Origin of the sequence: Oenococcus alcoholitolerans (assembly GCF_051852995.1) — a bacterium.
GTDB lineage: Bacteria > Bacillota > Bacilli > Lactobacillales > Lactobacillaceae > Oenococcus > Oenococcus alcoholitolerans.
On the sequence record NZ_CP176042.1, the window covers coordinates 1,169,936 to 1,182,434 of the forward strand.

A 12,499-nucleotide genomic window follows, 5' to 3' on the forward strand; every position below is an offset into this window, starting at 1 on the left:
TTTTTAATCTTCACCATAACCATCAGGGTGCTTGGTCATCCAATTCCAAGCAGTTCTGATCTCATCTTCAACATTACTGAGTTTTGGTTTCCAGCCAAGGACTTCTTCGGCCTTTTTAGGGCTTGCAACCAAGGCATCCGGATCACCGGCCCGGCGTGGACCATATTCAACTTTAAAATCAATACCTGTAACTTTTTTCGCAGCGTCGATAAGCTGTTTATTAGACATACCTGTGTCGGTACCTAAGTTAAATCTATTTGAACGGTTATTCTTTTGCAAATATTCCAGTGCCAAAACATGTGCATCAGCTAAATCAACCACATGAACATAGTCGCGGACATTAGTTCCGTCAGGCGTATTATAATCATCACCAAAAATCGTTATTTTATCTTTTTTACCTTGAGCTGCCTTTAAGATGTTAGGAATCATATGACTTTCAGGCCGATGATCTTCACCGATAGAACCATCCTCTTTGGCCCCGGCAACGTTGAAATACCGCAGAGCAACTCCTTTGATACCATAAGCTTTATCAGACCAATCCATGATCTGTTCCATCTGCAGCTTTGTCAAACCATAAGGGTTGATCGGTTTTTGCGGATCCTCTTCAGTGATCGGGTTGTGTTCTGGAACTCCGTATGTCGCTGCCGAAGAAGAAAAGACGATTTTTTTGACATTATGTTCGCGCATAGCTTCAAGCAAAGCAATAACACCGTATGTATTGTTGTCAAAGTAAAAAAGCGGCTTTTCCATTGATTCGCCGACTTGAGTCAGCGCAGCAAAATGTACGACTGCATCGAAATTATTTTCATCAAAAATTTTCTTCAAAGCAGCTTTATCGCGCACATCATTTTCGTAAAATTTAACTTCTTCCGGTACTGCTTTACGATGACCAGTCCAAAGGTTATCGATAACAGTAACTTTATCTCCATGAGCCAATAGCCGGTCAACAGTATGTGAACCGATATAACCAGCTCCGCCTGTAACTAATACATTCATACTTTCCTAACTCCTTTTCCAAAAATAATGTTATCACTATTCAAGATCTCCACTCAATTTCTGCACTGGCATTGAGAACGCTTCCGCTGGAAATAGAATGTTGGCTGTGAAATTCATCGATAAAATAGCTCGACGACTTTATTGACTGATCGGGCATGACTTCCCGAATATATCTGATGGAAATATTTTTCGGTTCATGAGTCAACAAAAAGTCATCTTTGACAGATAAGAGAAAATACTTTAAATAATTAGCATTATTAACATGCTGGTTGGTATCGATATCAAAATAATTAGCAAAAAAATCTATACTATCAACACCGTCTTGATCGATATTTAAAATTTTAGGTATCGCTAATCTCGAAACTCTTTTGACTTCTTTTCCTTCAAGCGGTTCAAGAAAATCTTTATCTAAGCTTACCAGCCGCCTTTTTTTAAAATCGATCATAGTCCAAATAGAATCTATGTGAATCAAATGATTGCCTTGGTCATCGTAAAAATCGAAATCTCTGGAAGCAAAAAAACGGTCGAATTCTTTGGGATCGGTCGATAAATGGACTAACTCTGACCGGTTAGGACGCCGATCGATCGAAATATCCGTTTGCAATAGTACCCATGAAAGACCCTTTTTTTGTAATTCCTTCATGCCGACGCCTAAACTTGAAGTCTGATCGAGACTTGTTTCGATGGCTAATTTAGGGATCATCGGCAATGATAATTTATCTTTTCGGTCGATCAGAAAACCTTTTATCGTAAAATCTTCATGATAAGTTTTTGCCATTATTTCTCCTCTGAATGATAGATATCATAAACCTCAGATCGATGATATTGCGTATTTTTAGCAACTTTTTTTATCGCGTCGATCGGCCGCTGGCCATTTCTTACAAGCTCATCGACCATCTGAAAAATATCTTTATTTGTATAATCGACCTTTCGAGGTGGATTATCGACCAAAATAACGTATTCCCCTCTTGGCTGATTTTCAGAAACAAAATCGATCGCTTCTTTGATCGAAGAACGATAATAAGACTCGAATTTTTTGCTGATCTCGCGGGCAATGACGATCTTGTTATTTTCGCCAAAAACCTTTTGCATATTTTTCAAAGTATGCAAGATTCGTAATGGCGATTCATAAAAAATCAAAGTCGTTGGAATTTTTCTAAAATCATTCAATTGCTTTTGCTGCTCTTTGTCCTTTTTGGCTAAAAAACCAAAAAAAGTAAATTTATCGCTTGGCAATCCGCTCGCAACCAAAGCGGTTATACCGGCCGATGGTCCGGGAAGGCTGATAACATCTATCTGCTGATCAACTGCTGCAATCACAAGTTCATGACCGGGATCTGAAATCGACGGCATCCCTGCATCGGAAATCTGTGCGATATTGGTGCCGCTATTTAATTTTTCGATCAGTTCAGGGACTCTTTTAGCATAGTTATGCTGATGGAGACTGATCAGCGGCTTGTTTATATGGTAATGGTCGAGCAGAAGCTTGCTGTGGCGAGTATCTTCTGCTGCGATCAGGTCAACTTCCTCCAAAACTTCAACGGCTCTGAAAGTCATGTCTTGAAGATTGCCGATCGGGGTCGGTACTAAATAAAGTTTGCCTTTTGGACTATCTTGAAAACTCTTTTGTTCCATCATCCCTCTCCAAAATATTTAAAGCACTTAAAGAAAAATCTTCCAAAAGCAGCTGATGACTCAAATTATATTTAGCCTGATTACGATAAAGCAGCCATTTTTCTAAAACGCGAGCATGCTTAAGGTCAGGCCGACCGGCTAATTTTTTCGATAAAATATTTTCAATAGCCGCAAAAAAAATCGAAAGTTTATTTTTATCAGTAATAATGTCTGTAAGTTCGGTTTGAACAAAAGGAAAGGCGAGCGGATTTTTGTCGAAAATCAAATCGATCCACTTGTGGCTGAGCTGATAGAGTTCTTTTGCAAAAGTTGGTTCGATCAGGTCTTCTGATGGCCATTGAGCCTGAGATAATTCCGCCAAAAAGTCGGCAGAACGGCTATCGCACCCTTTTAAAGAAAGAGTTTCTTTGATACGATCACCGCTTCTGCTAGCTACTTTGACCTGCTGGACTCGAGAAAGGATCGTCGGAAGGATTTGGTTTACGCTCTTGGCCGTCAAAAATATGTATTGATTTTCAAATGGTTCTTCAATAAATTTGAGGATCGAATTGGCGGCGGGTTCTGTCATTTGATCCGCTTTAAAAATCAAAGCGATCCGAGGTTTATCGGATCTTTGAAAAAAAAGGTCCTTTAACTGCCTGGTTTGTTCAATGGAGATCGATTTCTTATTTTGATCAGGCTGGACCAAAACGATATTCGGATCATTGAAAACAGTTTGAAAATTTTTCTCTGCTAAAATTTCGCGACAAATTTCAGTTAACAAATCTGTGATCGATTTTAGATCATTACCCAAAAAAAGGTAAGCATGATTCAGCTTGCCTGTCCTGACTAATCTTTTAAATGTTTTAGGTAAATAACCTCTTTCAGAAATCAATTCAGACATCAAAAATGTTGAAAATCCTCAATTTCTTGAACGATAACTGTTGCTCCGCCGATTTCAACCTCGATTGGTTCGCCGACAGTATCCAAACTCATATCCAAACCGATCGGCGGCGTTACAAACTGTTTACGAGTTTTCGAATGTTCTTTTATAACGTCGATCGTTTGGTCTACTTTATCGTCATTAACTGCGATGAGAAAAGTTGAATTTCCCGAACGAAGAAATCCGCCAGCTGAGGCTAACCGTGTAGCTCTGATATTGTTTTCTACAAGTGCATTGGCAACAGCAGAAGCATCCTTGTCTTGCACGATTGCGGTAATTAGTTTCATATTCTCCCCTTCAAAGCTTCTTGAATTAATTGTAAGGCATTCTTTGTGATTTTTTCAGGACTTTGTCTTCCATCGATGATTTTTATGCGGTTTGAATTTTTTGCTGCAAGATCGAGATAAGCCCGGCGGACTTGTTCATGAAAAGATAATTGATCTTGATCGATCCGATCGCTTTTTTCACTTCGATGTTTTTTGATCCGAGCAAGACCTAAATCAGCCGGTAAATCAAGCAAAATAGTCATATCCGGATTTACGCCGGTAGTTGCGAAACGATTTATATCGATAATTTCCTGTACCCCTAATTTACGGCCGATTCCTTGATAAACGACCGATGAATCCACAAAGCGATCGCAGAATACGATCTTTCCAGCATCAAGAGCAGGTTTTATAACTTCGTCTAAATGTTGTGCCCTCGCAGCGGCAAAAAGCAAAGCCTCGGTTCGGCTGCCCATCTCAGAAAATCTTTTATCTAAAAGGATTTCTCTGATCGCTTCGGAAATCTTGACACCGCCCGGTTCTCTAGTTATTATCAAATCCTTTTTTAATTCGTCTGTAATAAATGGTCGAAGATTGTTTATCAAGGTCGTTTTTCCAGAACCGTCAGGCCCTTCAAAGGTAATAAAAAAGCCGCCCTTCATCTTCTAACTCCTACATCACGCAAACGGATCTGCCGCATTAAATATGCTTGTTTATTTTTTGCCAGCATAGTTCGGCTATGTATCAAGCGCTGGTCGACCCTTGTTGTTTGCAAATTTCTTTCTGTCTGTACGGCAGCATTATAATCGTCCTGCAAACGGCCGACTGCCTTGACCAATTCTTCATGAAAATAATCGCTATAAGAAATCTTTCGTCCCCAAATCATACTTCGGTCCTTCCGTTGACTGCTTGAGTTAAAGTCAATTGATCAACATAATTAACGTCAGTACCAACTGAAAGGCCGCGTGCCAACCGAGTGACTTTAATGCCTGACGGTTTTATTAATTTTCCAAGATAGAGTGTTGTTGCTTCTCCTTGAGTCGAGGCATCCAAACCAATGATCACCTCTTTGATCTCATTGTGAGATGACAGCCTGGTGATCAAGCTTCTGATGTTTATATCCTCAGGACCACGACCCTCGCTAGGAGACAAAACACCATTCAAAACATGGTAAAGACCGTTATAATCATGAGTATTTTCGATCGCCATCAAGTCTTGACTATCGCGAACGACAAAAATCTTGCTTTGGTCTCTAGAAGGATCAGTACAGATACCGCAAGGATTTTCATCTTTATCGGTAATGAAGCCGCAGATCCTGCAAAAAGTCAGGTCGCTTTTGCTTGCCTTTAGATTATCTGCAAAATCATTAACATCCTGATCTTCCATACCGAGCGTATAAAAAGCCAATCGCGTTGCCGACTTTCTTCCTATTCCCGGTAATTTGCTGAAGGATTCAATTAATTTTGTAATCGTTTCTGGGTATTGCATCAATAATCCTCACCTTTTATTTTAACGATATCGCCAAATAAATCTTTGGCCTTTTTAACGACATCGTTTTCATCTTTTTCCCTCTTTAACGGTCGATCTGTTTTTTCTTTGACAGGGGCGGGAGCTGACTTCTTGATGATCACAGGTTCTGAGTTAGATCCCTTATTTGCTAAAAAATCTGGTTCCTTGAAATCTTTCCCTTGACGTATCTTTTGAATGAAAGCCTTTTTCAACTCAAACCAATGGTTTTCGCCGATCAAGACCAAAAAATATCTCACGCCGAGAAGGTCATATAGATTCTCTGACAGTTTAGAAATAAAATCAGGTGTTTTCGCTGCAGCAGTCGCAAGCTCAGCGTGAGAAAAGGCAATGATCAAACCTTCTCTGCTGGCCGCGACCGGTTCTGCAGATTCAGCTAAAGCCGATAAAGAATCTTGAAAATCAGCAGCAATGTCAGGCCAAGCCTCTTTCACTGATTGCAGCTCGCTTTTGACGGCCTCCTGCATCAAAGACCAAGCCTGGTTTAGATCGGTGTAAACTTTGACATCGGTCTGATCAGCTGTCTTTTCTTGCAAATCGTCCTGGTCGTCCGCCGGCAATGATCCGACCGGCTCTTTTTTCTGAGCAGCCCGATCTGACAGCTTTATTTTTTTAGTTTGAGGTATTTGAGCATCATCATCTGAAGATAGTGTATGCGCAACGCTGTTATTTTTTTGCTCCGGCAGCGGTTGCTGGCGATCCTCGTTTGAAGTCTCGCCCAAAATATTAACAGATGATGTCTTTAGATCCGGTTCAGTGACAAGCTCAGAACCTTTAACAGCTAAAATTTCTAAATAAAGATCCGGTCTGACACTTTGTTTCATTTTCGCTAAACTGTCGGCTGTCAGATCGATCAATTTTTCAAAAACCCGGTTAGAGTGATCTTCAGAAAGTTTTTTGATTCGATCGATCGATTGGCTATTGACCAGTTCCGGACTGCTTTTGATCAAAATCAAGTTCTTGAACAATACTAAAAGATCCTGGGCAAACTTCAAAGGGTCTTTACCGGAAGACAAAATATCGGAAATAATAGAAAAAGCCTGCCGCATATCTGTTTTTAACAAACTCGCCACGAAATCTATCTGCTGATCGATCCGGCTGGAACCGGTTATTTCATAAGCATCATCAAGGGTGATCGAACCATCTTTCGAAACGGCAACTGCCTGGTCTAAAATCGAAAGAGCATCCCTAAGTCCGCCCGCAGAAGCGTTAGCAATAACTTTTAGTGCTTGAGGATCAAAATTTATTTTCTGATCCTTTAAAACAAATTCCAAACGTGCAGCGATTTCTTTTGGATCGATCCGCCGAAAATCAAATCGCTGTACTCGGCTCAGTATCGTCGCCGGAATCTTTTGCGGTTCAGTCGTTGCTAAAATAAATTTTATCTGTGCAGGCGGTTCTTCGATCGTCTTTAAAAGAGCATTAAAAGCCCCATTAGATAACATGTGAACTTCATCTATGATATAGATCTTAAAGGGATATTCGATCGGAGCATAATTGGCCGAATCGCGCAAATTCCGAATCTCGTCGACGCCATTATTCGATGCAGCATCGATTTCAACGATATCAGCTGCCTTTTCCTCATCTTGGTCAGGAGACATTCCTTCGATCTCGCGGGCAAAAATTTTCGCGACTGAAGTTTTGCCGGTCCCCCTTGGACCGGCAAAAAGATAAGCATGACCAACTTTATCCTCTTTCAAAGCATTTTGAAGAGTCTGTACGATCACTGTTTGTCCGACTAGATCTGAAAAAGTCCGCGGACGATATTGTCGATATAAAGCTTTATACATTAACTAAAATTTTATCATTTAAGCAAAATAAAACGAGCACCACACCTGACTAGCTTAAGGCTGCTACATTCCTGTCCTGACCTGATTCACTAGCGGCATCTGCCCGCATTTATATTGTATAGTATCAAGCAAAGCTGTGTCAAAGAAGTGGCAAAAATAAACTGCTTTTATCCAAATCTACAGTGTAGTTTTGAATTTTTTTAGGGTGGATAGTATAAGGTATATCACAGCCGAAGATCATTAAAAATATTTGCGAATCAGCTTTTAGTCGATAAAAGGTCGGCTGAAAATCTAATTCTACTTGATAATAAATGCCAGGCTTGATTTGATTTACTTTGCCCGGGCCGGCAATGTTTTGAAGATTCAAATGAGCATCGCTGATCAAATGAGATGCCTTTTTTTCCGAATAAAAATCACGAAGATTCATCTGAGATCTATCCGGAGCGAACTTAAAATTCAAATTTAACAGCGGTTTAGTTACGGTGCTGGAATGTTTTTTTGCATCAAGCTCTACTAAAAGTGCCGAAAGCATCCCCACCGGGCGATCAGTTTTGATCGATAAACTTAAATGAGGAGATCCATCGATTGTTTTCGTATCAAACGATGGTATTTTGAATCTTAAAACCGACTTTTGGAAAATATTCTTGAAAGAAAGGAAATTTTTTTCATAGGTACCAAAATCATGGTAATTATTATGATAAATACTGGCCAGATCGTCTTGATAATCAGCGAAACGATCACTGCCTGGAAAAATATCCGACAAAACTATTTGTTTGCTATCTTTGACTTGCCCCCAAGTCTTTTGCCCGTGCCATATTTCAGGATCTAAATTATCCTCAACCATGATATTAGGCAAAGAATCCAAATCATTATCAAGCGAATAAAGTTCGGCACTTAACCAAAAATTGCAAATGTCCAAATAATCCAACGATCTGATATCATGCGGACTGATATGCTGTCCTTGATGAAGAATGACCTTAGTCAAAGCTGTGTCTCTTTTTGCTAAAATTCGATAAATATTGTAAACATTTACCGGCTTAACGTTCCAATCATTAAGGCCATGAACATAAAGACAGTCGATCTTTACTTTATCTGCTGAATTCAAATAATTTCTTTCGTCCCAAAAGCGATTATAATTACCCGTTTTACGATCTTGTTTTTTGCCTAATTCTTTTAAACTTTTTTCAAAAGCTTCATGAATATCGCGGTACTGTTTGCCATCAAACCAGCGAGAAAAAGTATCAACCGCCAAAACATCGGTATCTTCTCCTTGAAATCCGCCGGGAGCCGCTACTAAACCGTTTTCGCGATAATAATCGTACCAAGAAGATATCGCCGATTCAGAAATAATAGTCTTTAGACCTTGCGGATTTTCGGTCGCACATGCAGTAGCCAAAGTTCCTAAATAACTGCGGCCGGTCATAGCGACCGACCCGTTAGACCAAGCAGCGAAGATCGATCCCTGTGCTTGATGTTCGGTGAAAGCCGGTTTCTTGCCGCTTAAAAACTCAATCACTGCACACGCTGACAAGGTTTCATCAAAACCGCCTGTCGAGCGCAGACCATCAGAACCGCGTGTACCCAGACCAGCATAATAAGCAATTGCAAAACCGCGACTGGCAAAATAATCATTAAGAGGAAAATTTAAAGCAACTGTTTGGCTTCCTTGAGAAAAAAGAGCTTTTTTTGATTTTTTTTCAGCCTTTAAAGGCGGTCTTAATAGAGCTTGCTTATCAAAGTCCGGCTTTTTAAAATCAAAATCTTTTTTTTGAACTAAATCGCCAGAAGGATCATACACCGAATCTTCCATGTCGTTAGTACCGAAATAGTAAGGGCTTGCCGTTAAAATAACCGGCACTTCGCGACTGCTTGAAGAATATTTAGGACGCGATACCGTCACTAAAACAAGGTCGTTCTTGCCGTCATGGTCGGTGTCCAAACGTGTATCAACGTAGTAATTTTCAAAAATCAGGTCAGAACTGTTCAAAAAAGCCAGCGAACGGCCAGCGAAAAAAATCGGTGATTTGAAATTAAAATATTTAGATCTCCTTTTTAAAAAACCATCATTGACTAAATTATCGATCAAACTCAAGCCGTTCGCTGAACGAAAATTCAGAGAATCAAAGACGAATTCTTTAAAATTGCCATTATCAACTTGTTGATCGGCAAGTATTTTCTGCCCGATCTTCTTTAAAAAATCACCAGCATGGCCGATGTCGAAATCAATATAAAGTTTAAAACCTAATATCTGCGACAGCGCACAATAAAAATATTCAGCAGGAAAATGATCAAAGGTCCCGTTTAAAAATTTCGCAAGGGTCAGATCTTCACTGACGAGTATTTCCTCTTGTGCTTCTAAAAGAGGCTGGTCAGAACTGATCTGCGGAAAATATTGTTGAAAAGCCTTTTTTACCTGCTCATTAAAATTTAAATGCTCCAAACCGTCTTGAAAAAAATGAATTTTGGAAAGCTCGAAAACAGCATCGAACTGATCATAGCTAGTAAAAGAATTATATTTAAAATCTTTTTTCAAAAGTCGCCCCTTAAAAGTTAATTGTTTTCAGTATAAAACAAGCGTGCTTCAATTATTTTTCTTTTGCCGAAAAATAAATTTTCTCAATTCTTCAAGCAAAACTATCGGGACCGGCAAACAAGCAAGCAAAATCCATTCATCAACGGTCAACGGCGCCGTTTGGAAAACAGACCTGAAAATAGGCGTGTACATCAAAAGTACCAACAAAATTATTTCAAAGAATATTCCAAAATTTACGCGGTGGTTTGAAAAAATACCAACTTCAAACAATGAAGTATCCTGTGTTCTTGCATTCAAAGCCGCTGCTATCTGGCAAAATACGATCGCAGAAAGCGTCATCGTCGTTGCCTGATGGTAATTTATTCCTGATGTTGCCAAAGCAGCTGACGGCCAGCCAAACTTGCTATTAGCAAAGAAATAAGCAGCGGTCGAAACCAAGGATCCGATCATACCGTACCAGCAAAAAGCTTTTATGATCAGATCCTTGCCTAACAGATGCGATTTTCTGTCTCTTGGCGGACGTTCCATAACTCCGGCTTCGATCTGTTCAGCACCGAGTCCTAAGGCTGGAAGCATATCTGTACCCAGATCGACAGTCAAAATCTGCATGACCGTTAATGAAAGCGGGATCGTGCCTCTTGACAGCAAAAATAGGATCGAAGGCACCGCCTCCGGCAAATTAGAATTCAAAATGTAGAGCAGGAATTTTTGTATATTTGAATAAACAGCCCTGCCCTCTTCTATAGCAGCTACGATCGAGGCAAAATTATCATCAGTTAAGATCATATCAGCAGCATCTTTAGCCACGTCAGTTCCAGTCACACCCATTGCAACTCCGATATCTGCTTTTTTCAAAGCGGGAGCATCGTTAACACCATCACCGGTTGAAGCAACGACGTGACCAAGCGATTGTAAGGAACTGACTATCTGAAACTTTTGTTCAGGTGCAACTCTGGCAAAGATTATTTCACCCTTTAAAGCCTCTTTGATCTGCTGGTCATTCATAGAATCTAGTTCTTGGCCGGTAACAACGCGTACTTTATCCGAAACCAAACCGATTTTTACGGCAATTGATTTTGCCGTGATCTCAGAATCACCAGTTACCATGATTATCTTGATACCAGCGGAATGAGCTTTTCTGACAGCTTGATAAATTTCCGGACGCGGCGGATCAGACATGGCCGCTAAACCAATAAAAACAAGCTCTCGCTCACAATTTTGGATACTATACTCTTTTGGATCGAAGCGATCGTTATTTGTCGAAAAAGCGAACGCAAGCGAACGTAATCCGTCTTCAGCATAAGTGCGATTGGCAGCATAAATTTCTTTTTTATCTTCATCGGTAATCGATAAGATCTTGCCGTCTTTATAAATTCGATCACACGAAGCTAAAACAAAATCTAACGCACCCTTGGTATAAATGGCTCGGCTGCCGTCTTTAAGCTGATGGATCGTCGTCATCTTTTGTCTGCGCGAATCAAAGGGCAGTACGCGGATCTTCGGCATCTCTTTTTCGAGAAGAGAACGGTCGATAGAAGATTTTTCACTTAGAATCCGCAAAGCAGCTTCGGTCGGAGTTCCGATTATTTTAGGTATGTTTTTTAAGCTTTTAGGCTGCTGGACTTCAGCTTCATTGTTCAAAGTCGCATCAATGATCAATTGCCTTAAAGCTGGTTCTTTTTCAAGGTCGATCGCTTTATTTTTTTCACGAATATCCCCTTTATTACTATAGCCTTGGCCGCTGACCTCATACTCGGAATCGCTGGTCCAAACATGATTGATGGTCATTTGGTTTTGAGTCAATGTACCGGTCTTATCGGTAGCGATAACGGTCGTTTCTCCAAGAGTTTCAACTGAGTTAAGATTCTTGACCAGAGCATTTTTCTTGGACATACGCTGAACAGCTTGTGCCAAAGACAAAGTCACGGTTGGTAAAAGTCCTTCAGGAATAAAAGCCACGATCATACCAAGTGCGAAAATAAAGGAATCTGCCACTGGATTTTTAACAAATAAAACTGCTGCTGCAAAAAACAGCAGTCCGATCAAAATAGCAATAGCCGATAACTGCTTGGTCAGGTGATTCAACTCTATTTGCAAAGGAGAACTTGCCTGCTTGGCAGTTTGTGTCAATCGAGCGATCTGACCAAATTCGGTGTCCATTCCGGTCGCAAGACAAAGCGCTTTTCCATCACCAGATGAAACGGTCGTCCCAGCATAGATCAGATTCGAATATGCAAATTTCCCTTTTCCTTTTGAAAATTCAACTTCTTTATTTACCAAAACCGATTCACCGGTCAGTGCCGATTCGTCGACCTGCAGCTCATCAGTTTCCACTAGACGTGCATCGGCGGAAATCGAGTCCCCGGCATGAACTAAAAATACATCCCCGGGCACCATTTCTGTTGCCAAAAGTTTGCTGATCTTGCCATCGCGATATACGTTTGCATAAGTCGGCAGCATTTTCATAAGCGAATCAGTTGCTCTTTTAGCGGCAAACTCCTGCCAAAAAGAGAACAGACCGTTGATGACATTGACCAGCCAAATCGCAATACCTAATTCTGCCATACCTGCAAAAATAGCAATAAAACCAGAGCACCATAGTAAAATAGCCATCATGCTGGAAAATGATTTCAAAAAAATCAATAGTTGAGAAGAATTTTTTTGACGAGCGATTATGTTAGGACCATATTTTTTTAATCTTGAAGAAGCTTCCTGAGTATCCAATCCATTTGGTTTTGAAGAAAGCTTTGTATATAAATCCCTCATTTCCATTGATGCAGAATTTTCGCTTTTCATCTTGACCTCCCAAGAATCAATCTTATACACGAGAACA

11 protein-coding genes and 1 other RNA gene are annotated in these 12,499 nt (G+C 40.2%); all 12 read right to left on the reverse strand.

The genetic code is table 11. From position 1 onward, the window contains the following. Window positions 1-3: 3 nt before the first annotated feature. The 12 genes from galE to ACKP2L_RS06570 all read right to left on the reverse strand — a co-directional run bounded on the left by galE (window position 4) and on the right by ACKP2L_RS06570 (window position 12,462). A complete protein-coding gene (gene galE, locus ACKP2L_RS06515) occupies window positions 4-996 on the reverse strand; it encodes a UDP-glucose 4-epimerase GalE (RefSeq protein WP_439425052.1) in 993 nt (330 codons plus the stop codon). 40 nt (window positions 997-1,036) lie between these two features. Next, the gene (locus ACKP2L_RS06520; RefSeq protein ID WP_439425053.1) at window positions 1,037-1,774 is read right to left on the reverse strand and encodes an acyl-[acyl-carrier-protein] thioesterase; all 738 of its coding nucleotides are present in this window, start codon (window positions 1,772-1,774) and stop codon (window positions 1,037-1,039) included. Beyond that, complete coding sequence (rsmI, locus tag ACKP2L_RS06525; RefSeq protein ID WP_439426219.1) at window positions 1,774-2,631, reverse strand: 16S rRNA (cytidine(1402)-2'-O)-methyltransferase; 858 nt, start codon at window positions 2,629-2,631, stop codon at window positions 1,774-1,776. The genes ACKP2L_RS06520 and rsmI overlap by 1 nt, the downstream gene beginning before the upstream one ends. Then, entirely contained in the window at window positions 2,606-3,514 is a 909-nt protein-coding gene (locus ACKP2L_RS06530; RefSeq protein WP_439425054.1) for a hypothetical protein, read from the reverse strand. The genes rsmI and ACKP2L_RS06530 overlap by 26 nt, the downstream gene beginning before the upstream one ends. Further along, window positions 3,514-3,840 carry a cyclic-di-AMP receptor gene (locus tag ACKP2L_RS06535; protein ID WP_439425055.1) on the reverse strand — a complete coding sequence of 109 codons (327 nt, stop codon included), beginning with the start codon at window positions 3,838-3,840 and terminating at the stop codon, window positions 3,514-3,516. The genes ACKP2L_RS06530 and ACKP2L_RS06535 overlap by 1 nt, the downstream gene beginning before the upstream one ends. After that, the gene (gene tmk, locus ACKP2L_RS06540) at window positions 3,837-4,478 is read right to left on the reverse strand and encodes a dTMP kinase (RefSeq protein WP_439425056.1); all 642 of its coding nucleotides are present in this window, start codon (window positions 4,476-4,478) and stop codon (window positions 3,837-3,839) included. The genes ACKP2L_RS06535 and tmk overlap by 4 nt, the downstream gene beginning before the upstream one ends. After that, window positions 4,475-4,702 carry a hypothetical protein gene (locus tag ACKP2L_RS06545; protein ID WP_439425057.1) on the reverse strand — a complete coding sequence of 76 codons (228 nt, stop codon included), beginning with the start codon at window positions 4,700-4,702 and terminating at the stop codon, window positions 4,475-4,477. Before ACKP2L_RS06545 ends, tmk begins: the two co-directional genes overlap by 4 nt. Beyond that, on the reverse strand, window positions 4,699-5,304 hold the full coding sequence (recR, locus tag ACKP2L_RS06550; RefSeq protein WP_439425058.1) for a recombination mediator RecR: 606 nt from the start codon (window positions 5,302-5,304) through the stop codon (window positions 4,699-4,701). The genes ACKP2L_RS06545 and recR overlap by 4 nt, the downstream gene beginning before the upstream one ends. Further along, window positions 5,304-7,133, reverse strand: coding sequence for a DNA polymerase III subunit gamma/tau (dnaX, locus tag ACKP2L_RS06555; RefSeq protein ID WP_439425059.1), 1,830 nt, complete (start codon window positions 7,131-7,133; stop codon window positions 5,304-5,306). The genes recR and dnaX overlap by 1 nt, the downstream gene beginning before the upstream one ends. Before the next feature lie 18 nt (window positions 7,134-7,151). Continuing rightward, an RNA gene (gene ffs / locus ACKP2L_RS06560) (signal recognition particle sRNA small type) lies at window positions 7,152-7,248 on the reverse strand. Between the two features lie 24 nt (window positions 7,249-7,272). After that, entirely contained in the window at window positions 7,273-9,666 is a 2,394-nt protein-coding gene (locus ACKP2L_RS06565) for a Xaa-Pro dipeptidyl-peptidase (RefSeq protein ID WP_439425060.1), read from the reverse strand. Window positions 9,667-9,714: 48 nt separating this feature from the next. Continuing rightward, window positions 9,715-12,462: a cation-translocating P-type ATPase gene (locus ACKP2L_RS06570; RefSeq protein WP_439425061.1), complete on the reverse strand. Its 2,748-nt coding sequence runs from the start codon at window positions 12,460-12,462 to the stop codon at window positions 9,715-9,717. Window positions 12,463-12,499 lie beyond the last annotated feature (37 nt).